The organism is Agrobacterium sp. ST15.16.055 (assembly GCF_027956555.1).
GTDB classification, from domain to species: Bacteria; Pseudomonadota; Alphaproteobacteria; order Rhizobiales; family Rhizobiaceae; genus Agrobacterium; species Agrobacterium salinitolerans.
Window position 1 is genome coordinate 56115 of the sequence record NZ_JAQKGN010000010.1, and the last position, 22963, is coordinate 79077.

The following is a 22963-nucleotide window of genomic DNA, read 5'->3' on the forward strand; positions in this document are numbered from 1 at the left end:
CATTTTTTCGGGCACGGCGGGCAAACTAGAACCTCAAGCACCATTGAGGTCAAGACGACTTTTTCACGACATTTGTTTTGAAGGTATCCCGCACGGCAGGAACCCTCCGCGCGCCCGCTCGTTTGCCGAAGAACCGACAGAAAGGACACCGTCATGGACCGCAAGAAAATCCTGCCCCTTAACGAAGACGCCATGGACGAGGATTTGCTCGATCTCGACATCGACTCCCTGCCCGCCAAGGGAGAGATTCCGCAATCCATCGAACAGGAAATCGAGGAAGAAGAGGCGGAGACCGAGGACGACCCCTATCAGGAAAGCGACGAGGCCCTGCCCGACGATGCCGAGGAACGGGTGATCAACCGCAACCCTTCGCGGGAAGGCGGAGCTTTCGACGAGGTTTAGGGAAGATTCAGGGCGCGACGGGACGAAAGGCGCGTGAGCATATGGCGTAGATGATCCTGCCCGCCGAAAAAGACTGCAAGAATACGCACGATTTTTTCGCCCTCATCGACATCGAAATAAAAGACAGCCTGATTTTTCGTTACCCGGCGAAGGCCGGGTAATATTTCGGGCAACAATGTCCCCTGAAAAGGCGCTTTGTGAAGCGCTTCCATGTCCGCTTCAATCGACCCCACGCGTCGCGCGGCGCGCGTGAAAGCCGCTGGCAAGGCATCGCCGAGGTAGAGATAGGACTGGATAAGATGATCGAGAATGAGGTCGAGGTCCTGATCCGTCTGCGTCGAACGCAGGACCTTAAAGGCCATGGCTGGCCTTCCGGGCTGCTATCATCGCTGCCGTTCTTTGCTTGCCGTCTTCCACGGAGACGAAGTCACCCTGCCCTCGCTCAACCAGCAAATCACGAAGCGCGGCAAGTTCGGCGTCCCGCAGCTCCGTTTCCTGCCGAAGCAGTTCCAGCCCACGCTGCACGACGGCACTGAGGCTGGCATAACGCCCTTCCTCCACCAGCCTGCGGGCGAAGCTATCCTGTTGATCGGAGATGGAAACTGACGCCTTGACGGACACTGTGGCACTCCCGGTTCAAAAGAGATACTACTCAGTAGCATATTTCGCCCATTGTTCCAATGGGTGTTCTCAGGCGGGATCGATCATGCTGATGACACGACCGGCGATTTCGTCGATCGTCGCATCGTCAAGGGTTTCGATATATTTCGCTTTCTTCTGGGCGGCACGGGCAACAATGTCCATGCTTCTCACCTGGTTGCATAGTGCGACACCGGTTGTCTTATGGCCCGATATGTTCACGGCAAGCCCCGCCCTGCGCGTGAATAGCCCGCCCGTGGTCACGGGAACGACAAGGCACAGTCCAACCGCGTTGATTTCTCTGGGCGTGATGACGATACAACGATGTTCGTCCCTGATTTCGCTGCCGATCACAGGATTGAGGTCGACCAGATAAACGTCGCCACGTTTTGGAACCTGACTGCGGACCATCAAAGAGCTTCTTTGCCGACTGGCGGCGCTTCGTCCCATTCCCGCGCGCCGGCATTGAGAGCGGCGACTTCATCGGCCCCCTCCAGCAATTCGGCAAGCGTGAAGCGTTTCTTTTCCTGCCGAACAGGGCTTGCGACCAGCGCGCCGTTATCGACCTCCAGCGTCAATTGCTCACCGATTTCCAGTCCCAGCATTTTCAAAAGAGCGGGCGGGATGGTCATCACCGCCGCACCGCCCTGACGTCTTATTCTCGTCGTTACGGTCATCAGTCTGCGCTCCATTTTGTGCAATATATGTAGCACATTTTCAAGCCTGCGCAAACGGAGGTCGTGCCTCAACCCGCCCGTTCCGGCGAATAACCGGCTTCGCGGATCGCCGCTTCCGCGGTTGCGGCGTCACCCGCCACGGTCAGCTTGTGGGCATGGAGGTCGATGCTGACGGATGCGCCGGGAAGAGCCTCCGTCAGAGCGCCGCGCAGCGTCTTTTCGCAATGGCCGCAGGTCATGTCCGGAATGAGGAAGGTGGTTGCACTCATGGTTTTCTCCTTCTGGCCGGTAGCGATATTGTCGCGCCGGTTGTCATTAAAGTTCAGTGAGTTCTGGCTGGCTTGTCGTCTGTCTTGTCGGCACCCGCGAGATCATCGAGGATGGGGCAATCGGGCCGGTGGTCGCCGCCGCAGCAATGGGCGAGATGAGAGAGCGTCTTCACCATGCTCTTCATCTCGGCGATCTTCTGCTCGAGATCGGCGATGTGGACGAGCGCAATCTCCTTCACCGCCGAACTCTCACGGCTTTTGTCCTGCCAGAGTTTCAGCAGCGTCTCGGTTTCTTCCAGCGAGAAACCGAGCGTGCGCGCCCTCTTGATGAAGCGCAGATTGTGCACGTCCTGCTCGCCATAGACCCGGTAATTATTGCCGGTGCGGGCGGCAGGCGTGATGAGGCCGATCTGCTCGTAATAACGGATCATCTTGGCGGAAACGCCCGATGCTTCCGATGCCTGCCCGATATTCATGACGTCACCTCCCGATGGACCACCTTCGCCCGTTTCAATCTCAGCGCATTGGCGAGAACGAAGACGCTGGAGAGCGCCATCGCACCCGCGCCGATCATCGGCGACAGGGTGATGCCGAAGGCCGGATAGAGCACGCCCGCCGCAACCGGTATCAGCGCCACGTTATAACCGAAGGCCCAGAACAGGTTTTCCTTGATGTTGCGCATGGTCGCCCGGCTCATTTCGATGGCGTTGACTGCGCCCAGAAGATCGCCGCCAACCAGCACCACATCGGCGCTTTCGATGGCGACATCCGTGCCCGTGCCGACGGCAATGCCAATATCGGCTTCGGCGAGCGCCGGCGCATCGTTAATGCCGTCCCCCACGAAGGCCAGCACCTTGCCGCCTGCCCGCATCTCATGGATCGCCTTCACCTTGCCCTCGGGCAGTACTTCCGCCACCACGCGGGAAATGCCGACCTGCCGGGCTATGGCGTTTGCCGTGCGTTCATTGTCGCCCGTCACCATCGCCACTTCTATGCCCATCGCCTGCAATGCTTTGATCGCAGCGATACTCGAGGGTTTCAGCGGATCGGCGACGGCAATCGCAGCCGCCAGCCTGTTGTCAATGGCGGCATAAAGCGGCGTCTTGCCTTCATCTCCCAGCCTTGCGGCGACCTCAGCGAAAATATCGACGGAATGGCCGAGTTTGGCCATATAACGATCCGCACCGACTTCCAGCCTGCGGCCATTGACGGTGGCGGCGATGCCGTAACCCGTCACGCTCTCGAAGTTTTCGACGGTTGTGGGTTCGAGTCCCTCCGGGGTCGTCACATTCTTTTCTTCCGCAGCCCGGACGATGGCTTCGGCAATCGGATGTTCCGAGCGGTCCTCGACGGCGGCGACCAGCCTCAGCACCTCGTTGTCGGCAAATCCTTCGGCAACCACAAGATCGGTCAGTTCCGGGCGGCCCTTAGTGACAGTGCCGGTCTTGTCGACCACGACGATTTCAGCCGAACGTAGCTCCTGCAACGCCTGCCCCTTGCGAAACAGCACGCCCAGCTCCGCCGCCCGACCGGTGCCGACCATGATGGATGTCGGCGTGGCGAGACCCATGGCGCAGGGGCAGGCGATGATGAGCACCGCGACCGCATTGACCAGCGCGAATGTATAGGCGGGTTCGGGGCCGAAGATCGCCCAGACGATGAAGGTCAGAACAGCGATTGCTATGACAACGGGCACGAAAAGCGCGGTGACGCGGTCCACCAACAGCTGGATCGGCAGCTTGGATCCTTGCGCCTCCTCCACCATGCGGATGATCTGCGACAGCATGGTATCCGCGCCCACCTTGGTCGCCTTGAACTTGAAGGCGCCTGTCTTGTTGATAGTGCCGCCGACGACCGTTGCGCCGATCTTCTTTTCCACCGGCACGGGTTCGCCCGATATCATGGACTCATCGACATAGGACGAGCCTTCGACGACTTCGCCATCCACCGCCAGCCTCTCGCCGGGCCGGATGACGACGATATCGCCCATCACCAGATCGTCAGGGGAAATATCGATGGTGGCGCCGTCGCGCTCTACGCGGGCAGTCTTCGCCTGCAGGCTCATCAGCTTGCGGATGGCGTCTCCCGTGCGGCCGCTGGCGCGGGCTTCGAGAAGCCGTCCGGTCAGGATCAGCGTCACGATGACGGTTGCCGCTTCATAATAGACGAACTGCGCCTCCGCCGGCAGCAGATCGGGCGCGAAAGTCGCCACGACGGAATAGGCGTAAGCCGCCGTGACGCCCAGCGCCACAAGCGAATTCATTTCCGGCGCACCGCGCAGCAGGGCCGGAAAACCGGTCTTGAGAAAGCGCAGGCCCGGCCCGAAAATCACCGCCGTCGCCAACACGAAATAGATGTAATAGAGGTTCTGCGTCTCGATGATGCCCATCAGCCAGTGATGCATCGGCTCATAGAGATGGCCGCCCATTTCCAGCACGAAAAGCGGCGCGGTCAGGATCGCGGCAATCGTCAGGTCGCGTTTCAGCGCGCCCTCTTCGCCCGCATGCTGCATATGGTCGTGGCCGCCAGTCGCGCCCGCCGCCATCTGGCCGTGGCCCTGATGATGTCCGTGGTGCTGGCCGTGACCTTGATGGGCGGAATTGTCGCGCGGTCCCGGCGTCTTCAGCGCAAAACCGGCGAGCTTTGCCGTTTCCACCAGCGTATCCCGTTCACGTCTGCCGCCAATCGTTTCCACGGAGGCCTTGCCGGAGGCCGCATCGACCTTGACGACGATTGTGGTGGCGACCGCTTCCAGAACGGCCTTCAGCCGCCCGGCCTCAGCCTCGCCCCGCAAGCCTTCCACCGCGAATTCGTGACGCTCCGGCGCGATGTCGTAACCGACCTTCTTGATGGCGGCATCAAGCGTTCTGGCCGAAAAACCTTCGGCCGGCTCGACGGTGAGCTTCTTCGTGGCGAAGTTCACGGAACTCGACATGACACCCGGCACCTTGGCCGCGGCCGTTTCCACCCGACGCACGCAGGAAGCGCAGGTCATGCCCTCCACAGGAATGGAAACCGGTTCATGTCGATGGGCGTGTTTGACTGTCTCGTTCATGGGAAATCCCCTTTCGAGACCCTATGTAGAGATTCCCATGATGGGAAGGTCAAGGGAAGCGGAAACTTTTTGTCGAACACACAATCGTGAGTGCGGCCGGGCTTGTTGTCGTCGCCCGCGCGGCAAAGGAGAATACGAAGGGGCAGCAATACACTCGTTGAATTTGATGCTCATTTGAGCTACATACAGCTTTTTATAAAAGGAGGTCGATCATGACCGCAAATGCTTATGTGAGAGCGCGCATCGATCAGGCGCTCAAGGATGACGCGACTGCCGTGCTCGACAGTCTGGGGCTGACTGTTTCCGATGTCATGCGAATGATGCTGACGCGCATTGCCCGAGAAAAAGCACTGCCGATAGAACTGACGCAACCGAACGCTGAAACGCTCGCCGCGATTGAAGAAGCGCGCGCCATCGCGGCTGCCAGGCGCAATCGTTTCGGCACGGCGGAAGCCCTGTTTGACGCCCTTGATGGTAACAAACGGTGACGGATAAAAAAGGTCACGGAAAAGACGCGGCATCGAAACGAACGGTGTTGCCGCGTAGTTCGGATTTCACCAGGCAATTTATCAAGGACTGGCAACGGCTGAACAATTCCGGGCGCTATGACATGGTGAAACTGAAGGAGATCATGCTCCTTCTCATCGCCGGCGAAGCGCCATTACCGGCGCAGTTTCGTGACCATGAACTGAACGGAGAATGGCACGATCATCGCGAATGCCATGTCGGCGGGGACTTTCTGTTGATCTATAAACTTGATGAGAAGCAGAACCTTCTCATCTTCACCCGCGCAGGAACGCACGCCGAGCTTTTCAGGTAAACGCGCAATCCGAAAGATATTGAGGTCGATCTCGCTATCGGTGCACGGCCAGCCGGGGAATATCGCGCAGGAAGGCATCGCGCACGGCGGGGCCGAGTGGCTCGTTTGACGGTTTGTCGGAAACGCGCAGTCTCGCAAAGACGATGTGCTGGCCTTCGCGCTCCGCCCAGCCGACGAACCAGCCGAAGGGACGGTTGCGGTCGGGATCGCCCTTTTCGTCGCGCATGTAGCCGGTTCCGGTCTTGCCGTGCACGGCCCAGCTTTCCGGCCCATCGAAGACCGGCACGATTGCCCTGGTCTTCGCCTGCGCATCGCGCGAAACCGGCAGATTGCCGGCCAGAAGGCGGCGCAGGAAGCCGACCTGTTCCACCGGCGAGACCGTCAGCGACGATCCGAGCCAGGAATGGGTCAGGCCGTTATTCTTGCCCGGCTCACCGGAGACATCGGCATTGCCGTAACCGAGACGCTTCACATAGGCGGCGAATTTTTCCGGACCGAGGCGGCGGGTGATCTCACGCGAATACCACAGGACCGAATCCTGTTCCCATATGGAGGGATCGACCGTCTTGCGGTCGGAGGCGCGCGCCTCCGTGCCGGGTTTCCAGTCCCAGGCGGGCGTCTTTTCATCCTGAAGGATGCCGGCGTCGTAACCGATCAGCGCCAGCGGCACCTTGAAGGTGGAGGCCGGCGCAACGCGCTGGTCACAGGCGCCCTGCTGGTTGATGATGGCACCGGTCTCGATGGACGTGACCAGCGTGCATTCGAAGGCCTGTGGCTGTTGCTGGGCATCAGCGGAAAACGGCAGGAGCCCCGGAAGGGCAAGGCATGAAAGAACGATGGCGGGCAGCCGGTAGCGCATGCGTTTCGATGTCCCTCGTCCGCTTCTGCGGATCATTTGCCGGAATGGCCGGAAGCTGTCTTTGTTTTCAGACAAGTCGTACCCCGAAACCGTGACACGCTTTCGGATGACATGCCTTTAGGAGACGGATGGGGCAGGAATAGGACCAAACAAAAATTGACGTTTTCCGTCAGGTCCGTTCCTTTTCGCCCGCCCTCTCGCCGACCGTCTCACCCACTGTCAGGGGCCAGTCGACCACATAATCCTCGAAGTCGTCAACATCCACATCGGCCTCGCTGACGGTGCGGCCGCGGGCGGAAATGCCGGCCTGATGCACCGTTTGCGTATCGCCGGAGACGAGATAATGCCACCAGTAGAGATCCTTGCCGTCGCGCACCAGCGCATAGGCACAGGTTGGCGGCAGCCAGCCGATCTCATGCACCTTCTTCAGGTCTAGCTGAATACAGTCCGGCACCGTGGCGCGGCGGTTTTCGTAATCGGAGCATCGACAGCTCTCGCCGTCGAGCAGCACGCAGCGGACCGAGGTGAACACGACTTCGCCGGTGTCCCAGTCTTCCAGCTTGTTCAGACAGCACAGGCCGCAGCCGTCGCACAGGCTTTCCCATTCCTCGCCGGTCATCTCCGTGAGTGATTTGGTTTTCCAGAACGGCGCGTCATTCATCGTTAACATTTCCGTTTCATTTTGATCTCTTGGACGGGAGTGTTTAACCGGTCCCTAATCCTTTATATCGTATCGCCAAGGGCTGGTTTGTACGATATTTTAGCATATTGGCAGGCGGCTGGGGGTCATTGGCCCGCGAAAGGCCGCCGCGTCAAGCACTTCCGACACAACCATGCCACGGTTTTGCGTCGGGAATGGGTTGAAGCGCAGAATATCGATGATCGCGTTGCGTTGAACAGGAAAACATCGCCAGGTGCAGGAAGAAAAAAACGAAAAAAAAGGCCGTAAAAAACGGCACATCCTGCTCCGGATCGATAGCTTCATCGACTCCGGCCTGTGGACGGCTGCGGCAAGACTGGTGGATTTCTGGGAAGACGTCACCATCGCCTCGCGCAAGCTGCATGTGCGGGGCTGGAAGAAGCTTCTCGTCAACCTGACCTGCGACGCACTGACGTTCGGAACGGCGGGGTCCGTCGTGCTTCTGGCGCTCGCCATGCCCGCCTTCGAGGAAACCAAGAAGGACTGGCGGTATCGTGGCGACTTCGCCGTCACCTTCCTCGACCGTTACGGCAACACCATCGGCCACCGCGGCATCATCCACGAGGATTCCGTTCCGATCGACCAGATGCCGGATCATTTCATCAAGGCGGTTCTGGCGACCGAGGACCGGCGTTTCTTCGACCATTTCGGCATCGATTTCATCGGCCTTGCCCGCGCCATGAGCGAAAACGCCCGCGCCGGCGGCGTGGTGCAGGGCGGCTCGACGCTGACGCAGCAGCTCGCCAAGAACCTGTTCCTGACCAATGAGCGCTCGCTGGAGCGCAAGATCAAGGAAGCCTTCCTCGCGCTGTGGCTCGAGACCAACATGTCGAAGAAGGAAATCCTCAGCCTTTATCTCGACCGCGCCTATATGGGCGGCGGCACCTTTGGTGCTGCTGCGGCGGCGCAGTTTTATTTCGGCAAGAATCTTACCGACGTGACGCTCGCCGAATCCGCCATTCTGGCTGGCCTGTTCAAGGCCCCGGCCAAATATGCGCCGCATGTCAACCTGCCCGCCGCCCGTGCCCGCGCCAACACCGTGCTGTCCAACCTGGTGCAGAGCGGGTTGATGACCGAGGGGCAGGTGATCGGCGCGCGGCGCAACCCGGCCACCGTCATCGACCGCGCCGATGTGAAGGCGCCTGATTATTTCCTCGACTGGGCCTTTGACGAGGTGCAGCGGCTGGCCGCGGAAGGCAAGTTCAGGGACCACACCGTGGTCGTGCGTACCACAATCGATACCGGCCTGCAGCAGGCGGCCGAGCAGGCGATGGAAATGGGCCTGCGCGAATTCGGCGAAGGTTACCGCGTCAAGCAGGGCGCGATGGTGATGATCGAGAACGGCGGCGGCGTGCGCGCCATGGTCGGCGGGCGCGACTATGGCGAAAGCCAGTTCAACCGCGCCACGGCGGCGCTGCGCCAGCCGGGCTCCTCCTTCAAGGTCTACACCTACTCGGCCGCCATGGAAAAGGGCATGAAGCCGGAGACGCTAATCTCCGACGCGCCGGTGACCTGGCGCGGCTGGTCGCCGCAGAATTACGGCCGCTCCTATGCCGGCAAGGTGACGCTGCAGATGGCGCTCGCCAAATCCTACAACACCGTGCCCGTGCGTCTTGCCAAGGACGTGCTCGGCACGCAGGTCATCGTCGATACCGCCAAGGCCATGGGTGTCGCCACGCCGCTGCGCAGCGACAAGACGATTCCGCTCGGGACATCGGAAGTCACGGTGCTCGATCAGGCCACCGCCTATGCCGTTTTCCCGGCCGACGGCATGCAGTCGCGCCGCCACGGCATCGAGCAGGTGCTGGATTACGAAGGCAATGTCCTCTACGATTTCAGCCACAACGAAGCGCCCGCCAAACGGGTGCTTTCCGAAGACGCCAATTCGAAGATGAACCAGATGCTGGTGACCATTCCGGTCATGGGCACGGCCCGGCGAGGCGCGCTGGATAACGGCATCGTTTCCGGCGGCAAGACCGGCACCTCGCAGGCCTATCGCGATGCCTGGTATGTGGGTTTCACCGGCAATTACACCACGGCCGTCTGGTTCGGGAACGACGATTTCACGCCGATGAACAATATGACGGGAGGCGCGCTTCCGGCCATGACTTTCAAGCGGCTGATGGACTATGCCCATCAGGGCATGGAGCTGCGCCCCATTCCCGGCATCCAGAACCCGTTGCCGACAGGTGCGCGCCCGCAACCTTCGGCGCAAGTGGCGGCCGCAGCCGCCAGTACCCCCGCTTTGCCGGCCCTCACCCGCCCACGCTCGCTCTCGGCCGAGGCAACGCGTGTGATCCGTTCCATCGCCAGGAAGATGAAGGACGCTTCGGCCTTGAGTGTGACGACGCAGAAAGTGGCGGATGCGTCTTTGCGCGAGGGCAAGGAGGATGCGGCACGGCGGTGAGGTTCACCCCCCTCTGCCCTGCCGGGCATCTCCCCCTCAAGGGGGGAGATCGGCAGGAGGCGCTACCGCCACTTCATTCGTAAACGTTGAGATGGGCGAGACCTATCCGCGCGTCGATCTCCCCCCTTGAGGGGGAGATGCCCGGCAGGGCAGAGGGGGGTAAAGCCATGCACCCCATCGCCACCGCTTCTCCAAACCGCAACTTATCGCAACAACACTCCCCTCGCCGTCTCCACCACATGCGACGTCAACACCCCCAGCCGCTCCGCCGCGAGCCGGTTGACCTGCCAGTAAAGCGGAATATCGAGCGGCGTGCCGGGAACGACCTCCACCAGCCTGCCCGTCTTGAGGTGATCCCCCACAAGCTGCACCGGATTGAGCCCCCAGCCCATGCCGGAAAGGCTCGCCTTCACGAAACCGTCCGTCGAAGGCAGCCAGTGGGTGGGATAGGCGATTTCCTCGCCCAGCACCTTCCTGACCCAACTCGCCTGCAGCCTGTCCTTCTGGTTGAAGGTGAGCCCGGGCGCGCGGGCAAGGGCGGCGGGCGTGACACCTCCGGCGAAATGGCGGGCCATGAAATCCGGGCTGGCGGTGGCATGATAGCGCAACACGCCGAGCGGCGTTACCCGGCAACCCTGCACAGGCTTGGCATGGGCCGTGACAGCGGCGAGCACCCTGCCGCCGCGCAGCCATTCCACCGTGTGGTCCTGATCGTCCACCGCGATATTGACGAGATAATCGCTGCCGCCGGTGAATTTCGAAACCGCATCCAGAAACCATGTGCCGAGGCTGTCAGCGTTTGTGGCGATGTTGAGCGTCACGCGCTCCTGCGCTGCGCCGGCTTCCGCCAGCACCGGAAGCTGTCGGAACAATTCGCTTTCCAGCATGCCGACATGATCGATGTGACGGCAGAGCCATTCGCCCTTTTCCGTCGCCACGCAGGGGTTGCCGCGCACGATCAGCACCACACCCAGCCGCTCCTCCAGTTGCTTGATGCGCTGGGAGACGGCCGATGGCGTGACGCACAGCACCTGCGCCGCCTTTTCGAAGCTGCCGGTCTGGGCCACGAGCGCCACGGCCCGCATGGAGGGATAGTCGAGCATTACGGCACCTCATGCGGGGTTTGGAGGTGGCGTGATGGCCTTGGAAGCCATAGGCGACGGCCTCTCCTTCCCTCATTCTTGTTCCGGGGAACAGGAATGACGGTGGAGAGATGGCAACGTGGCGGAAAATCGAGACGTTGAAGAGAGAAGTGCGCCATTAGCTAAGCTTATCTGGATTGAGTTTATTTAACTGGATTAAACCATCTGGCGGAAATATCCAAGCACTCGGTCGGGAGCAACGCCCCCGGCCATTCCACAATGGACAGAGGCAGGGGCCGCGACGCGCATGGACATCCAGATTTTCTTCACCGGCCTGACGATGGGCCTCAGCCTCATCGTCGCCATCGGCGCGCAGAATGCGTTTGTGCTGAAACAAGGGCTGGCGCGTTCGCATGTGTTTGCCGTCTGCACCACCTGCGCCCTTGCCGATGCGCTGTTGATTACGGTGGGCGTGTTCGGCTTTCAGCGGATCAGCGCCATCATGCCGGCGCTCGATCCCATCATGCGTTATGCGGGGGCCGCCTTCCTCGTCTGGTATGGCGCCAAAAGCCTGCATTCGGCGCTGCGCTCTTCCGCGGCGCTTTCGGTGTCGGAGCGGCAGGAGGCGAGCCTGTGGCAGACTTTGGCCATTTGTCTCGCGCTGACCTTTCTCAATCCGCATGTCTATCTTGATACCGTCGTGCTGCTCGGCACCATTTCAACGCAGTTTCCCGGCTTCGAAAAAACCTTCGCGGCGGGCGCGGCCACCGGTTCGCTGGTGTTCTTCTTTTCACTTGGTTACGGCGCGCGCTGGCTGCGGCCAATCTTTGAAAAACCCTCCGCCTGGCGCATTCTTGAAGGCGTCATCGCCGTCACCATGTGGGCCATCGCCTTCAAGCTTGTCATGGGGGCCTAAAGCGGCGGCGTGTCGCCGGCTCCGATATCCCAATAGAGCCCGGCCATAAGGGTAAGCGCCTCGCGTACGATCTCCTTCGGCAAATGTTCGTTCGGCGCATGCTGCGAGCAGCCGGGATAGGAATGTGGCACCCAGATGGTGCGCAGTTTGAGGATATCGGCAAAGATATCGTTGGGCAGCGAACCGCCGAGATTGGGCAGAAGCGCCGGTTTTCTGCCCGTGGTGCGGGCAATGGAGCGCAGCGTGAAATCCACCCATGGATCCTGCGGATCGAGCCGGGTCGCGCGGAAAATCTCGTCGCCGGCAGGCGCGATTTTCACCATGGCAAAACCCTGCCGGTCGAGATGACGCCGCACGGCGGGCAGAACCGCCTCCGGATCGATACCGACAACGAAGCGCAATTGCAGCCGCGCCCACGCCCGAGGCGGAATGGCGTTGACCGGCGCACGCGGATTGCCGGTCTCGAAAGCCAGCACTTCCAGCGCGCACCAGCCGAACACCCGCTCGGCGGTGGAAAGGCCGGGCTCGCCCCAGTCCGGATCGATCTTCGGGCCGTCCGGCCCGCCATCGATTTCACAATCGGCAAGAGCCTCACGCACCGCTTTCGGCAATTCCTCCGGCACCAGTTCCGGCACGCGGATCTGGCCGGTCGGGCCGACGAGACTTGCGACGGCATGGGCCAGCTGCACGCCGGGATTGGAGAGCGCCCCGCCCCAATTGCCGGAATGATGGCCGCCCTCACGCGCCTCGATCACCAGATCGAAGGTGATGCCGCCGCGCGCGCCGAGAAAAACCGTCGGCCGTTCCGCATTCAGGCGCGGGCCGTCGGAGGCGATCAGAAGATCGGCTTTCAGCCGCTCGCCATGGTTCCGGCAAATCTCCCTCAGGCCGGGAGATCCCCTCTCCTCGCCCATCTCGATCAGATATTTGGCGTTGAAACCAAGCCTGCCGCGTGTCTCGAGCACGGCCTTCAACGCCGCCATATTGACGGAATGCTGCCCCTTGTTGTCGGCCGTGCCGCGCCCATACCACCTGCCATTGCTTTCAGACATCACAAAGGGCGAAAGGCCCTCGGCCCAGCCCTCGTCCTGACCGCGCACCACATCCCCGTGGCCGTATCCCAGCACGGTCGGTAGCGTGTCGCCCTCGAAACGCTCGGCGATCAGAAACGGCAAATCCGCCGCCGGATCGCGCAGGATGGTGCAGGAAAAACCCATGGCGGCGAATGCGGGCAGCATTTCCTGTTCCAGATAAAGCGTCAGTTCCTCGCCCTGCTCCTCATTCTGGCTTTCGGTCCGTCGCAAAACGCGTCGCGACAAATCCCGCTCGAAGCCGCCATCGTCAAAACAGGCGGCGGCACGGTCGATTGCGGATTGTCGCGACATGATGGAATATCCCCGGTTGTGATCATTTTCACGAAGACTAAACAAGCCGCGCCATTTTCCAAACAGGGAATCAGTGATAGTCCTCGACCTGTTCAAAAACGGGAAAACAGCGTGTTCCGAGTTCCATTCCTTGTCGGCATCGCCCTTCTGATCGCCTTTGGCGGCGGTATTGCCGCAACGCTGGCAGCCCTTGAGGCGACATCCGGCTTTGGATCGATCCGCGTCGGCTCCTGGGACGCCTTTCCCGTCGCGCAGACGATCGAGGCCGATCCTTACGCCAAATCGCACCGCGCCGACGCCGGCAAGCTGCTTTACGGAACCGCGGAAGGGCTGGCCTTCACCGCCTCCGTCGACAGCGATGGGCAACGCTTGAGCGGCGAGTGCCGCTACCGGCTGGCCGGCGCCGTGCCGCCCGCACGGTTCTGGACGATTTACACCGCCGATCAGCAGGGCAATGTGCTGGCGGAAGATGCGGGGCGGCCCTTCGCGCTGAATTCCCGCACGCTTTTGCGCAGCGCCGATGGCGGCGTCGACATCACCATCGCCGCTGACGCCCAGACCTATAACTGGCTGTCGGTGCCGCAGGGCCAGACCTTCAGGCTGGTCATGACCCTGCTCGACACGCCCGTTGCGGGCAGTTCCGGCCTGATCGACATCTCCATGCCGCAAATCCGCAAGCTGGGGTGTGGCAATGCTTAGGGTTCTGCTCGCCATCCTCACCGGTCTCGTCGGCGCAGCCGTGCTGCATGTCATCATTCTTCTGGCGATACCGCATTTCAGCAATCGCGACGCCTATACGCGCGCGGTGGCGGAAGGAAAGCCGCATCAGTTTCATCTGCTCGAAGAGACGGCGGAGAAAAAGACGCTTGGCAGCGGCGATCCCTTCATGCGGGTCGCGGTCTGCACCTTCGATATCGAGGACAAGCCGGTCAGGCTGACTGCCATCGGGGCCGTGCCCTTCTGGTCGGTCGCGGTTTACGACAAGGCCTCGAATGAGGTTTTCAGCATGAATGACCGCACGTCCGCCGGCGGGGTGATGGATATTCTGGTGGCGGATGCGGTGCAGATCGCCGCCATCCGCAAGGCGCAACCACCCGCGCTTTCGCAGGCCATTCTGGCGGAATCGGATCAGACGAAAGGGTATGTGGTGTTGCGGACCATGGTCCCGCAGCCGAGTTTCGGCGAAGAGGCGGAACGGTTCCTGAACGAGGCGAAATGCCAGCCGACGGCGTGGAAATAACGTCGGTTGTCGTGCGCCGTCAGGATTTGAGGGCAGTTTCCGCTGCGGATTTGCCCTTGCGCGCGACTTTTCCGGTCGGCTCGGTATCGCGTTTTTCATAGCGCACGCCGGTAAACAGCACGACTTTCGCCGGGCCGATCACGGTTGCCACCGCGCCGGCGGGGCGCAGGTTTCGTCGGGCGTCGCCGATTGGAATAATCTCTGCCATGCTCATCTCCTCTTCGGGACATGATTGTCAATGTTGCCCATGGGAACCGCGCAAGCCTCGTCTTGCGTCGGGAATTTCATCACCATCACATTGCGCATAGGCCAGTCCACAGACTGGTTTTCGCACGATCCAAAAATCCAAGGCGATTCTTATAAGGGGACCGTGCGCAGATTCAGGCTTCACATGCCATTTTCTCATTTATTCCGTCGATAAGAATAACATGGAATCCTAATACTGCCCATGAAATTACAAACAGACAGAGGTTAATGATCCGTTAACCTTAATTGCCGGACCCCAACTTATTCCGGCCGGAGCTGCCCGCCTTGAAAACAAAGGCGATGCGGTAAAGTTCCACGGTCCTGCGTCCGTCATCAAGGTTTTAAAATTTCCTTGTTGAAAGATGCGGATTCTCTCTTGCCACCCCCCATAGTTAACAGGGCGTCAACGCATTTGCTCTAATTTGAGTCGATATTGTGTTTGCGTTTGTTGGGTAGTGCGTTGACCGACCGGTTTCGAGAACTTGAGAGGCCAAGAGCCGTGAGGAAGAAAGATGTGGTGCTGATGGCCACCGTGACGAATTTCGAGAATGTTTCGCATCCGTCAAAAACGGACCTTCGGCAGTTCGCCGAACTTTTCATGCCGCTTTTCAACGCCTCCACCGATGAAGCCAAGCGGGAGGCGATCGCCGCGCTCTCGCAGCATCCGAGCGTGCCTTCGGCTGTCGCCTTCTTCATCGCCTGCCAGCCGATTTCGCTTGCAGCGCCATTCCTCATTTCCTCCAAATGCCTCGATGACGACACGCTGATCACCATTGCCCGCACGCAAGGGGCGGCGCATGCGCGCGCCATCGTGCGCCGCGAGGACCTTTCCCCCACCGTCATCGACGCGCTTGTCGGGCTGCGTCACGCCGAAGATCTGAAGCGGCCGGATGAACAGACGACGGCTGCCGAACCGCAGGCGGCGGAAAGCCCTGAAGAGCCGAAAGCGGAAGAAAAGACGGACAACATCGCCGCCGCCTCCGCGCTCGAAGAGGAAATGCGCCAGCGGATCAAGCAGATGGCGCATCACCTCAACCGCCCGGAAAGCGACGTTCTCGGCCTTCGCCGGCTGAGCGAGGTGCAGGAAGCGCTGCTGGTGCGTTTCGCCCGCGAGCGCAACGCCCGGCAATTCGCGGTGACGCTGGCGGATTCTCTCTCCTCCAGCTACTGGCTGTCGGAGCGCATCATGCTCGATATATCAGGCGCGCAGCTGGCAACGACGCTGACCGGCCTTGGCATGGAATTCTCCGAGGCGGCTTTCGTGCTGCAATGTTTCTATCCGCATCTTTCCGCCGCCGCAGGCGATATGAACCGTGCCGAAGCCCTGCTCGACGGTCTCGACATCGTGGAATGCGAAGAGCGGCTGGAAAGCTGGCGGCGGGCCGACAGCTATACGCATGGCCGCGAACGACCGGGCCACAACACACCGTCTGCGCAAAGAACCGGGACGCAAGGATAATCAGGTCTGGCCTTGCGCCTTCACGGATTGAAGAGGCGGGCCATCGCCGGCCAATTCTAGGCCTTCGGCCCATCAACCAGCGTCAGCAGGCTCCCGATCTCATCGGTTTCGATCTCCACCACCCACAGGTCGCTGTCGAAGCGTCGTTCCCTCTCAAGAAGAGCGGCACTTTCCTCGCCATCCGCACCCGCAAGACGCGTTTCGAAACGGCGCTCGGCGCGGATGTCCTCATCATCGGCAAAACTTTGCGGCGCGGGCCCATAGAGGTTCTCGCGGCCATCACGCAGGCGCTGGCGGATAAAGATCGCCCCCGCCTCCTCCGCCCCCTTCTTTTCGACAGCCGCAAATCCGCCGGCGGCGAAGACGCGGCGGATGAGGGCTGAGACGAACATTTCGGATTTGAGGCGCATGGGGTTGCTTTCGATGGAAACGGTGGGCGTGCTTCGCAATGTTGGTTTTAGGCGGGCGAAGGTGCGTGGGGCTTACCCCCCTCTGCCCTGCCGGGCATCTCCCCCTCAAGGGGGGAGATCGGCAGGAAGCGCTACCACCACTTCATTCGCAAATGTTGAGATGGGCAAGACTTATCCGCGAGTCGATCTCCCCCCTTGAGGGGGAGATGCCCGGCAGGGCAGAGGGGGGTAAGCCCCACGCACCTCAGCCGCTGTCAAAATCTAAAGCGCCCCGATCGACTTCAGCTTTTTCAGCACGACCTCACTCGGCTCGCCGGTTTCCGGCAGGCGATAGTGTTTCTCAAACGCCCTGATAGCATTGCGGGTTTGTTGCCCCGCCACGCCGTCCACTTTCACATCGGCATAAGCGATGTTGATCAGCCCCTGCTGTATCCTGGCGATAAGATCCCGGCTGGCAGGCTTGGACGTGCTATTAAGGGAAACGGGTTCGGCCTTTACCTGCGGCTTCTCCGCCTTGCGGATGGCGGCCGCGACCGGGTCGATTTCCACTCCACCGCCGCTGGTGTCGGAAGGCCGGTCTTTCGGGATCGCGGCAACGGTCGCGCCATCGATCTTCAGCGCCGCCAGCACCCGGGTCGTCGGCTCGCCGGTCTGTTCCATGCCGAGCGTTTCCTCGAAGAACATGATGGCGGCGGCGGTGCGTGGGCCCATGCGGCCATCCGCCTCACCTTCGTAAAGCCCGCGTTTCTTCAGTTCTGTCTGAATATCGGCAACGATCTGCTCCGGCTTCTGGCTTTCTGCGACGGATTGCGCCGGCGTTTCGGCCGTCGCTTGCTGCGCGTTTTGCGTCTCCGCCGGTCGTTCTATGCGGAAGGTGGTGACATCGCCCTGCACGCCGAGATGCTCGGCCGGGCGATAACCGGCAATGCCATTTGGGTTTTCCGCGTCACGCGTGCGCAGGAAAGGCGATGGGTGCACGCCCGGCTGATACCAGAGCGCATTGGCGGCGACAAAACCGAAGACGACCGCAAAGGCGCCTGAGCCGCCCACCAGTTTCGGACGGCGCAGGATTTCTCGCCCGATGGCAGAAACCACCAAGGAAACAAGCCCGGCGCCAATCTGGGCCGTTGTTTTCTTAGGCGGTTTTCGCTTTCGCGGGGCCATTGTCACCATCCTTTTTCATCATTGCGGCCATATCGCCGAGCTGCCGGATGCGGGGCGGAAATTCCACCATGCTTTCGGCTTCGGCGCTTTCGCCACCACCCGCCATGCCGGAACCGTCGGCAGGCAGGGTGATCGTTACGACCGTTCCCTCGCCGGGCTTGCTGGCGATGGCGAAAGTGCCGCCATGCAATGCCACAAGCCCCTTGACCAGGGACAATCCCAGACCCGTGCCCTCATAGCGACGGGTATATTCATTCTGAACCTGCATGAAGGGCTGGCCCAGCAATTCGATCTTGTCGGAAGCGATGCCGATGCCGGTGTCGCTCACCGTCAGCTTCAACATCGCGCCCTCACGCGCGGCGTCGATCGACACCACACCACCCGCATCGGTGAATTTTATGGCGTTGCCGGCAAGATTGATCAGAACCTGCCGGATGGCGCGCTGATCGGCCGAGATTTCGCCGACACCGCGCTGGATGCGGCTGGTCAAAGTCAGACCCTTTTCCTTCGCCTGCAGGCTGAGCATCGCCTCGCAGGACGAGATGGTCTCGGCAATCGGGAAGCTTTCCATCATCAGCTCGTAACGGCCGGCTTCCAGCTTGCTCATATCGAGCATGGTGTTGACGACAGAGAGAAGATGCGCACCCGACTGGCGGATGAGACCGACATATTCCCGCTGGCGGTCGTTCTCCAGCCGGCCGAAATATTCGCCGGCCAGAATATCGGAAAAACCGAGGACGGCGTTGAGCGGCGTGCGCAGCTCGTGGCTGACGGCGGCGAGAAAGCGCGATTTCGCATCATTGGCCGATTCCGCCTCGGCCGCCTTGCGGGCGACATCGCGGCGCAGGCGTACCATGTCGGTAACATCGGTCAATTGGGCGACGATACGGCGCAGGCGGCCCGTTGAACCGCGAATGGCCGTCATTTCGATGCGGCCGTGCATGAATTGCGCCTGACGCGACTTCGCGCCGGTCTCGAAGCGAAGTTCCACCGTCGCCCTGTCCTCCCCCTGCCGCAACATGTCGAAAGCCTGCATCAGTTCGATGCGGTCGGAAACATGGACGTATTCAACGAGGACATGGCCCTTGCTGGCCTGGAGGTCGTTCGGGAACGCCGCGAGATCTCGACCGGAGACGTGCTCGACGAAACCGGTCTCACCGATCATCAACACGAGGCCCGGCACCTGCGATGCCATGATAAGATCGTCGTGCACCGGCGAGACCGAATGAGAAGATGCGCCGCGTGCGGAGTGGGAAAAGGCGATTAGAAGTGCGGCGGCAGCCAGAAACAGCGCCAGCACCAGAGCAGCGCCAATCGGCAGTGCGATGGCGGGGCTGACGACAAGGCTGAAAAGGGCCGGCGTCACCACAAGACCGACGGCGCTGAAGGCGATCAGCCAGCGCAGGCGCGCAACGGTTCCGGCGCGCCTTTCGGTGTCCTCTTCCATGCGCGCAAGCCATCTGCCTGCGGCATGGTCGACCAATGCGACCGCTTTTTCTCTCATATTACGCAATACCAACACCGAATCCCTGAGGCGGTTCTAACGGCTCCGACAATAGAAGGCGGCGGCTTAAGGAATGGATAAAAAGAATGGCCTCAAAGGCCCGTCAAATGCTGCGCAGTCCCATTACGGGGCATTTCTTCGAAGCTTTCCCAATCATGGTTAATGACGGGTAAGCGACGGATTTCGCTTCATTTTTGCCATCATGTTAACTTTTGTGGCAAAGCCGTGCGCCGCTTTCGCCCGGAACGCGCGGCCTCTGTCGCAATTATGCTTAACATCGACTGTTAAAATTCGAATGAATTCTCGGCAGGCGTCCCGATACGAGGAGAATAGGTACAATTTGAATTAAATTGCGTCGCTTTTTGCAATCGGCTGTTCGCCGGTCGCCTGTAGCTTCTTCACAAGCCCGAAAAACGGGACAAAGGCCGATGACCCGAAACCGGGCGGGGCTTTAGAAAACAAAGATCATCTGGCAGGGTGTCTGACAATGTGGTTTCTGATCAAGGGAACATTCTGGTTTTCGCTGGTACTGGTGGCACTGTCCTATTTCGGCAGCAGCAACGATCCGGCCAAGGAACCTTCGGCCTTCGATATTCCCAGCGCCGTTTCGGCCGCCGGTGAAGCCTATCGTTATGTCAGCGCGATCTGCATCGAAAAGCCCGATGTCTGCGTCAAGGGCGCCGAAACTTTCCATGCGCTCGGCGAGCGGGCAAAGGAAGGGGCGAAGGTCGCCTATGAATTGCTGGACAAGCAGCTCGCTTCCGGCGACAAGCCCGCTCCCGCCGCTGAACTCGCGGCCGAGACCGAAAAACTGGCCGAAACCCCGGTCGTCAGCGTCGAATTTCCGAAGGATACCGACATGCTGAAGACCGGCACCGTCATTCCTCTGCCGCAGAAGCGCCCTGCGCCCTGATGCTGTCGCCCTGATCCCTGCCGGCCAGCGCGCCACAACCCCTTTTTGCAGCCGAAAATATCCGGCTGCCGATTGCCTGCCTGACTTGCCCACGGAAACCTGTTTTCCGTGGGCTTTTTCATGATCCATGGTTCAAAACCGGCCGCACTTCCCCTATATCCTAGCAAACACCTTGCAATGATGGATGATACGGCGCGCAAATGGCCTCTCTCGAAACGATCCTTGACGACTTCGCCTTCCTCGACGACTGGGAGGATCGCTATCGCTATGTCATCGAACTCGGCAAGGCGCTTCCCGATCTGCCGGAAGACAAGCGCGCGCCCGAGAACAAGGTGCATGGCTGCGCAAGCCAGGTCTGGCTCGTCAGCCATAGCGATGGCGCCGAAGACCCTCTCCTGACCTTCGAAGGCGATTCGGATGCACATATCGTGCGCGGCCTCGTCGCCATCGTGCTCGCCGTCTATTCCGGCAAGAGAGCCTCCGAAATCGCCGATCTCGACGCGATTGAGGTGTTCGACAGGATCGGGCTGGTGGAACATCTGTCGTCGCAGCGCGCCAACGGCCTGCGCTCCATGATCAAGCGCATCCGCGAGGAAGCCCGGCTGCTGGTGGCCTGACTTTCACCTCGTCATCGACGGGCGATAATCCGCATCGCCCCAATGGTGTTCCTTCCTGCCCGCGCGGGCCGCAGGCGGCGCATAATGGCGGGCAAGCGCCAGCAGTGCTGCGCGCAGCAGCAGTTTTGCCGACCGCGCCGGCCATTGCCTTTCGCGCTCCACCGTCTCCAGCCCCTTTTCGAAGCAGCAGATATCGATGGCGACGCCCGCCAGTTCAGGCCCCATCGCATCGGCCGCGCGGGAAAACCGCGTTCTTGCGGCCATTGCCGCCTCGGTGAGATCGAGCGCCCCTCCCGCCTCACCTTTGGTGCGGTTCGCTATTCTCGGCTCCCATGTCGCTGTTACCTTCGGATTGAGATGGCCGCGATGAAAATCGGCGGCAAGGCGTTCACCCGCCCCCAGAGCATCCGCCGGGAAAAACGCCGCACCGTCCCGTTCCTTCAGCCTTGCAAGGCTGGTCAGGGGAGAGCTGTTGAGATTGCGCCGGGCCGGCTGCTTTCCTTCGCCGACATCCACAATAACCGTCTGCATATGCCGGTGCTGGTCCTGAAAAACCTCATCCCGGTCTTTCGCCATTGCACGTTTCAGCCAGGAAGCGAGCGGCGGCGCGGCGGAAAGGGTGTTTTCCCGCTGCTCGACCAGCCCGGAAGAAATGGCAAACCGCACCGTCGCGGCCGAAAACCGCAACACAGGATGGCCTGCCCGCGCCCGGCGCAGGACGATGTCGCCACCCTCCTGCGACATCTCCACCGCGCCCGCGGCGATGCAACGCAGCAGCCGCAGGAGAGGTGGGTTCTGGGGGGAGATCGGGGCGCTTTTTTCCTCACTCATCCCGGGCGCCTTTCATCGCATTGAAGATATTGCCGGTAAGCCGCTCCAGCGCGGCGACGAACTCATCGAATGCCGGTTCGTCACGCCGGTCCTCCACCACCTGGCAGGCATGGCCCACCGTCGTCCTGTCCCGGCCGAAACAGGGTCCGATATCCGACATGGGAATGCCCAGCTGCACATGGCACACATACATGGCAATCTGGCGGATGTGGCATTCCGTGCGCCGGCTGTCGCGGCGCACCAGCGTTCGGTCGCCCGTCAATTGCACCATCTCGCCGGTGAGCTGCCGTACCAGACGGCAAAGACGGGAAATCTCCTCCCGCCCCGCCGCAGACGGCCAATGACGAAAAGGACGATCACCGACCCGCACGCAAGGCCGCGCGGCGGCAGGCAGAAACACAGTATCCGACGGCATATGCAACTCCTCTACGAATAGGAATTAATTCATACACCTGAGGAAGTACGTGGGGAAGCGTGAATTTGCAGAAGAAGAACATGCCTCTGATATGGTTCTATATTTTTTAGAAATGAGGTCTTCTATAAAGGATTTTTTTCCTCACCAAATATTCGAAGCGGCAATAAAAAAGCCGGTCTACGGACCGGCTGGATATTCATGTGATGTAAAGACAGTTTCTAAGGAAACGTGGGGAGCGGGCGAATGCGCACTGCCGCCTTCTCCCCGCCGGGGGGAAGGTCACGGCAGCAGGTTGAGGGGGTAAGGGTACAGATATGCGGAGAACTTGCCCCCTCATCCGACCCTTCGGGCCACCTTCTCCCTGACGGGGAGAAGAAACAACCCCCGCAGACCCGCGTTAAAATCAACGGCTGGCCTTGCGGCGCTGACCGAGACCCATTTCCTTGGCGAGCCGCGAGCGGGCTTCGGCATAGGCGGGCGCAACCATCGGATAGTCGACCGGCAGGTCCCACTTTTCGCGATATTCTTCCGGCGTCATGCTGTGATGCGTCGTCAGATGCCGCTTGAGCGACTTGAACGAGCCGCCGCATTCCAAACAGACGATGTGGTCATCCTGAACCGACTTGCGGACGGAGACGGCAGGCTTCTGCTTTTCGACATTGACCGCCACCGACGCCGGCGCCGATGTTCCGCTGAGCGCCGTGTGAACATCCGAAATAAGACCGGGAAGGTCAGTTACCGGAACGACGTGGTTGCTAACATAGGCAGCCACAATATCCGCCGTCAGTTCGACCAGCAGATCCTGGGCGTTACCGTATGCAGTTTCCGTCATTTAAGTATCTCCTGTTTATTGATCCCCTGACGCGGGCAAACGCCGCATCGAGCGATGTGAAGTTACCCGGTGCCCCACCTTCGCCTTGTTGAAACCAACATGAAACCTACCCCTAGATTTC

28 protein-coding genes are annotated in these 22963 nt (G+C 60.7%); 10 read left to right on the forward strand and 18 right to left on the reverse strand.

Annotated features, from left to right (window positions below; translation table 11 throughout):
• Nucleotides 1-153: 153 nt before the first annotated feature.
• Nucleotides 154-402 (forward strand): hypothetical protein, encoded by a 249-nt coding sequence (locus PL599_RS15325; protein WP_077982678.1) that lies wholly within the window; start codon nucleotides 154-156, stop codon nucleotides 400-402.
• Here PL599_RS15325 and PL599_RS15330 read toward each other — a convergent pair.
• The 7 genes from PL599_RS15330 to PL599_RS15360 form a co-directional block, all read right to left on the reverse strand.
• Nucleotides 399-764, reverse strand: coding sequence for a type II toxin-antitoxin system RelE/ParE family toxin (locus tag PL599_RS15330; RefSeq protein ID WP_173988440.1), 366 nt, complete (start codon nucleotides 762-764; stop codon nucleotides 399-401). The genes PL599_RS15325 and PL599_RS15330 overlap by 4 nt on opposite strands.
• Nucleotides 754-1023, reverse strand: coding sequence for a ribbon-helix-helix domain-containing protein (locus PL599_RS15335; protein WP_077982680.1), 270 nt, complete (start codon nucleotides 1021-1023; stop codon nucleotides 754-756). The genes PL599_RS15330 and PL599_RS15335 overlap by 11 nt, the downstream gene beginning before the upstream one ends.
• Before the next feature lie 69 nt (nucleotides 1024-1092).
• Nucleotides 1093-1452, reverse strand: a complete 360-nt coding sequence (locus tag PL599_RS15340) for a type II toxin-antitoxin system PemK/MazF family toxin (protein ID WP_142912434.1) — start codon at nucleotides 1450-1452, stop codon at nucleotides 1093-1095.
• On the reverse strand, nucleotides 1452-1718 hold the full coding sequence (locus PL599_RS15345) for an AbrB/MazE/SpoVT family DNA-binding domain-containing protein (protein ID WP_127758200.1): 267 nt from the start codon (nucleotides 1716-1718) through the stop codon (nucleotides 1452-1454). The genes PL599_RS15340 and PL599_RS15345 overlap by 1 nt, the downstream gene beginning before the upstream one ends.
• A gap of 68 nt (nucleotides 1719-1786) precedes the next feature.
• Entirely contained in the window at nucleotides 1787-1987 is a 201-nt protein-coding gene (locus PL599_RS15350; protein ID WP_269824413.1) for a heavy-metal-associated domain-containing protein, read from the reverse strand.
• A gap of 53 nt (nucleotides 1988-2040) precedes the next feature.
• The gene (gene cueR / locus PL599_RS15355; protein WP_269824414.1) at nucleotides 2041-2463 is read right to left on the reverse strand and encodes a Cu(I)-responsive transcriptional regulator; all 423 of its coding nucleotides are present in this window, start codon (nucleotides 2461-2463) and stop codon (nucleotides 2041-2043) included.
• Nucleotides 2460-5042 carry a heavy metal translocating P-type ATPase gene (locus PL599_RS15360; protein ID WP_269824415.1) on the reverse strand — a complete coding sequence of 861 codons (2583 nt, stop codon included), beginning with the start codon at nucleotides 5040-5042 and terminating at the stop codon, nucleotides 2460-2462. The genes cueR and PL599_RS15360 overlap by 4 nt, the downstream gene beginning before the upstream one ends.
• Nucleotides 5043-5254: 212 nt before the next feature.
• Between PL599_RS15360 and PL599_RS15365 the strand changes: the two genes are divergently transcribed.
• Both PL599_RS15365 and PL599_RS15370 read left to right on the forward strand, forming a co-directional pair.
• Nucleotides 5255-5530, forward strand: coding sequence for a type II toxin-antitoxin system RelB/DinJ family antitoxin (locus PL599_RS15365; RefSeq protein WP_077982683.1), 276 nt, complete (start codon nucleotides 5255-5257; stop codon nucleotides 5528-5530).
• Nucleotides 5527-5862, forward strand: coding sequence for a type II toxin-antitoxin system YafQ family toxin (locus tag PL599_RS15370; RefSeq protein ID WP_217004406.1), 336 nt, complete (start codon nucleotides 5527-5529; stop codon nucleotides 5860-5862). The genes PL599_RS15365 and PL599_RS15370 overlap by 4 nt, the downstream gene beginning before the upstream one ends.
• Nucleotides 5863-5896: 34 nt before the next feature.
• Here the strand turns inward: PL599_RS15370 and blaOXA are convergent, their stop codons facing one another.
• Together blaOXA and PL599_RS15380 are read right to left on the reverse strand one after the other, a co-directional pair.
• On the reverse strand, nucleotides 5897-6721 hold the full coding sequence (gene blaOXA, locus PL599_RS15375) for a class D beta-lactamase (protein WP_269824416.1): 825 nt from the start codon (nucleotides 6719-6721) through the stop codon (nucleotides 5897-5899).
• Between the two features lie 169 nt (nucleotides 6722-6890).
• Complete coding sequence (locus tag PL599_RS15380) at nucleotides 6891-7382, reverse strand: YcgN family cysteine cluster protein (RefSeq protein ID WP_077982686.1); 492 nt, start codon at nucleotides 7380-7382, stop codon at nucleotides 6891-6893.
• 253 nt (nucleotides 7383-7635) lie between these two features.
• On the opposite strand from PL599_RS15380, the gene PL599_RS15385 reads away from it, so the two are divergent.
• Nucleotides 7636-9828, forward strand: a complete 2193-nt coding sequence (locus PL599_RS15385) for a transglycosylase domain-containing protein (protein ID WP_136903022.1) — start codon at nucleotides 7636-7638, stop codon at nucleotides 9826-9828.
• A 203-nt stretch (nucleotides 9829-10031) separates the two neighbouring features.
• Here the strand turns inward: PL599_RS15385 and PL599_RS15390 are convergent, their stop codons facing one another.
• Complete coding sequence (locus PL599_RS15390) at nucleotides 10032-10931, reverse strand: LysR family transcriptional regulator ArgP (protein ID WP_077982688.1); 900 nt, start codon at nucleotides 10929-10931, stop codon at nucleotides 10032-10034.
• Between the two features lie 286 nt (nucleotides 10932-11217).
• Between PL599_RS15390 and PL599_RS15395 the strand changes: the two genes are divergently transcribed.
• Nucleotides 11218-11826, forward strand: coding sequence for a LysE/ArgO family amino acid transporter (locus tag PL599_RS15395; protein WP_269824417.1), 609 nt, complete (start codon nucleotides 11218-11220; stop codon nucleotides 11824-11826).
• Here the strand turns inward: PL599_RS15395 and PL599_RS15400 are convergent.
• Nucleotides 11823-13211, reverse strand: coding sequence for a M20 family metallopeptidase (locus PL599_RS15400; protein ID WP_269824418.1), 1389 nt, complete (start codon nucleotides 13209-13211; stop codon nucleotides 11823-11825). The two genes, PL599_RS15395 and PL599_RS15400, sit on opposite strands and share 4 nt — an antisense overlap.
• Nucleotides 13212-13322: 111 nt before the next feature.
• On the opposite strand from PL599_RS15400, the gene PL599_RS15405 reads away from it, so the two are divergent.
• Nucleotides 13323-13910, forward strand: a complete 588-nt coding sequence (locus PL599_RS15405) for a DUF1214 domain-containing protein (RefSeq protein WP_077982691.1) — start codon at nucleotides 13323-13325, stop codon at nucleotides 13908-13910.
• Nucleotides 13903-14451: a DUF1254 domain-containing protein gene (locus PL599_RS15410; RefSeq protein WP_077982692.1), complete on the forward strand. Its 549-nt coding sequence runs from the start codon at nucleotides 13903-13905 to the stop codon at nucleotides 14449-14451. Before PL599_RS15405 ends, PL599_RS15410 begins: the two co-directional genes overlap by 8 nt.
• Nucleotides 14452-14470: 19 nt before the next feature.
• Here the strand turns inward: PL599_RS15410 and PL599_RS15415 are convergent, their stop codons facing one another.
• Nucleotides 14471-14659, reverse strand: a complete 189-nt coding sequence (locus PL599_RS15415) for a hypothetical protein (RefSeq protein WP_162854287.1) — start codon at nucleotides 14657-14659, stop codon at nucleotides 14471-14473.
• Nucleotides 14660-15220: 561 nt separating this feature from the next.
• On the opposite strand from PL599_RS15415, the gene PL599_RS15420 reads away from it, so the two are divergent.
• Nucleotides 15221-16156: a DUF2336 domain-containing protein gene (locus PL599_RS15420; protein ID WP_202048193.1), complete on the forward strand. Its 936-nt coding sequence runs from the start codon at nucleotides 15221-15223 to the stop codon at nucleotides 16154-16156.
• Between the two features lie 56 nt (nucleotides 16157-16212).
• Here the strand turns inward: PL599_RS15420 and PL599_RS15425 are convergent, their stop codons facing one another.
• The 3 genes from PL599_RS15425 to PL599_RS15435 form a co-directional block, all read right to left on the reverse strand.
• A complete protein-coding gene (locus PL599_RS15425) occupies nucleotides 16213-16566 on the reverse strand; it encodes a DUF1491 family protein (protein ID WP_173988424.1) in 354 nt (117 codons plus the stop codon).
• A 261-nt stretch (nucleotides 16567-16827) separates the two neighbouring features.
• On the reverse strand, nucleotides 16828-17730 hold the full coding sequence (locus tag PL599_RS15430; RefSeq protein ID WP_269824419.1) for a peptidoglycan-binding domain-containing protein: 903 nt from the start codon (nucleotides 17728-17730) through the stop codon (nucleotides 16828-16830).
• Nucleotides 17702-19234, reverse strand: a complete 1533-nt coding sequence (locus tag PL599_RS15435; RefSeq protein WP_269824458.1) for a sensor histidine kinase — start codon at nucleotides 19232-19234, stop codon at nucleotides 17702-17704. Before PL599_RS15435 ends, PL599_RS15430 begins: the two co-directional genes overlap by 29 nt.
• A 487-nt stretch (nucleotides 19235-19721) precedes the next feature.
• Here PL599_RS15435 and PL599_RS15440 point away from each other — a divergent pair, with 487 nt between their 5' ends.
• Both PL599_RS15440 and PL599_RS15445 read left to right on the forward strand, forming a co-directional pair.
• On the forward strand, nucleotides 19722-20147 hold the full coding sequence (locus PL599_RS15440; RefSeq protein WP_142912426.1) for a DUF5330 domain-containing protein: 426 nt from the start codon (nucleotides 19722-19724) through the stop codon (nucleotides 20145-20147).
• A 200-nt stretch (nucleotides 20148-20347) separates the two neighbouring features.
• Complete coding sequence (locus PL599_RS15445) at nucleotides 20348-20764, forward strand: SufE family protein (protein WP_191216937.1); 417 nt, start codon at nucleotides 20348-20350, stop codon at nucleotides 20762-20764.
• A gap of 3 nt (nucleotides 20765-20767) precedes the next feature.
• On the opposite strand, the gene PL599_RS15450 is transcribed toward PL599_RS15445, so the two are convergent.
• From PL599_RS15450 to ros, 3 genes are all read right to left on the reverse strand, one after another.
• Nucleotides 20768-21595, reverse strand: a complete 828-nt coding sequence (locus PL599_RS15450) for a DUF6456 domain-containing protein (RefSeq protein ID WP_269824420.1) — start codon at nucleotides 21593-21595, stop codon at nucleotides 20768-20770.
• Nucleotides 21588-22010: a helix-turn-helix domain-containing protein gene (locus PL599_RS15455; protein WP_077982700.1), complete on the reverse strand. Its 423-nt coding sequence runs from the start codon at nucleotides 22008-22010 to the stop codon at nucleotides 21588-21590. Before PL599_RS15455 ends, PL599_RS15450 begins: the two co-directional genes overlap by 8 nt.
• A gap of 403 nt (nucleotides 22011-22413) precedes the next feature.
• Entirely contained in the window at nucleotides 22414-22842 is a 429-nt protein-coding gene (gene ros / locus PL599_RS15460; protein ID WP_003497181.1) for a MucR family transcriptional regulator Ros, read from the reverse strand.
• Between the last annotated feature and the right edge of the window lie 121 nt (nucleotides 22843-22963).

What these genes read in the sequence shown, in the direction of transcription:
- PL599_RS15435 (WP_269824458.1), bottom strand. Translation starts at nt 19,234, where the DNA reads ATGAGAGAAAAAGCGGTCGCATTGGTCGACCATGCCGCAGGCAGATGG.
- PL599_RS15395 (WP_269824417.1), top strand. Translation starts at nt 11,218, where the DNA reads ATGGACATCCAGATTTTCTTCACCGGCCTGACGATGGGCCTCAGCCTC.
- PL599_RS15450 (WP_269824420.1), bottom strand. Translation starts at nt 21,595, where the DNA reads ATGAGTGAGGAAAAAAGCGCCCCGATCTCCCCCCAGAACCCACCTCTC.
- PL599_RS15345 (WP_127758200.1), bottom strand. Translation starts at nt 1,718, where the DNA reads ATGACCGTAACGACGAGAATAAGACGTCAGGGCGGTGCGGCGGTGATG.
- PL599_RS15390 (WP_077982688.1), bottom strand. Translation starts at nt 10,931, where the DNA reads ATGCTCGACTATCCCTCCATGCGGGCCGTGGCGCTCGTGGCCCAGACC.
- blaOXA (WP_269824416.1), bottom strand. Translation starts at nt 6,721, where the DNA reads ATGCGCTACCGGCTGCCCGCCATCGTTCTTTCATGCCTTGCCCTTCCG.
- PL599_RS15445 (WP_191216937.1), top strand. Translation starts at nt 20,348, where the DNA reads ATGGCCTCTCTCGAAACGATCCTTGACGACTTCGCCTTCCTCGACGAC.
- PL599_RS15380 (WP_077982686.1), bottom strand. Translation starts at nt 7,382, where the DNA reads ATGAATGACGCGCCGTTCTGGAAAACCAAATCACTCACGGAGATGACC.
- PL599_RS15400 (WP_269824418.1), bottom strand. Translation starts at nt 13,211, where the DNA reads ATGTCGCGACAATCCGCAATCGACCGTGCCGCCGCCTGTTTTGACGAT.
- ros (WP_003497181.1), bottom strand. Translation starts at nt 22,842, where the DNA reads ATGACGGAAACTGCATACGGTAACGCCCAGGATCTGCTGGTCGAACTG.
- PL599_RS15410 (WP_077982692.1), top strand. Translation starts at nt 13,903, where the DNA reads ATGCTTAGGGTTCTGCTCGCCATCCTCACCGGTCTCGTCGGCGCAGCC.
- PL599_RS15440 (WP_142912426.1), top strand. Translation starts at nt 19,722, where the DNA reads ATGTGGTTTCTGATCAAGGGAACATTCTGGTTTTCGCTGGTACTGGTG.
- PL599_RS15330 (WP_173988440.1), bottom strand. Translation starts at nt 764, where the DNA reads ATGGCCTTTAAGGTCCTGCGTTCGACGCAGACGGATCAGGACCTCGAC.
- PL599_RS15365 (WP_077982683.1), top strand. Translation starts at nt 5,255, where the DNA reads ATGACCGCAAATGCTTATGTGAGAGCGCGCATCGATCAGGCGCTCAAG.
- PL599_RS15420 (WP_202048193.1), top strand. Translation starts at nt 15,221, where the DNA reads ATGGCCACCGTGACGAATTTCGAGAATGTTTCGCATCCGTCAAAAACG.
- PL599_RS15430 (WP_269824419.1), bottom strand. Translation starts at nt 17,730, where the DNA reads ATGGCCCCGCGAAAGCGAAAACCGCCTAAGAAAACAACGGCCCAGATT.
- PL599_RS15340 (WP_142912434.1), bottom strand. Translation starts at nt 1,452, where the DNA reads ATGGTCCGCAGTCAGGTTCCAAAACGTGGCGACGTTTATCTGGTCGAC.
- cueR (WP_269824414.1), bottom strand. Translation starts at nt 2,463, where the DNA reads ATGAATATCGGGCAGGCATCGGAAGCATCGGGCGTTTCCGCCAAGATG.
- PL599_RS15415 (WP_162854287.1), bottom strand. Translation starts at nt 14,659, where the DNA reads ATGGCAGAGATTATTCCAATCGGCGACGCCCGACGAAACCTGCGCCCC.
- PL599_RS15350 (WP_269824413.1), bottom strand. Translation starts at nt 1,987, where the DNA reads ATGAGTGCAACCACCTTCCTCATTCCGGACATGACCTGCGGCCATTGC.
- PL599_RS15360 (WP_269824415.1), bottom strand. Translation starts at nt 5,042, where the DNA reads ATGAACGAGACAGTCAAACACGCCCATCGACATGAACCGGTTTCCATT.
- PL599_RS15325 (WP_077982678.1), top strand. Translation starts at nt 154, where the DNA reads ATGGACCGCAAGAAAATCCTGCCCCTTAACGAAGACGCCATGGACGAG.
- PL599_RS15425 (WP_173988424.1), bottom strand. Translation starts at nt 16,566, where the DNA reads ATGCGCCTCAAATCCGAAATGTTCGTCTCAGCCCTCATCCGCCGCGTC.
- PL599_RS15455 (WP_077982700.1), bottom strand. Translation starts at nt 22,010, where the DNA reads ATGCCGTCGGATACTGTGTTTCTGCCTGCCGCCGCGCGGCCTTGCGTG.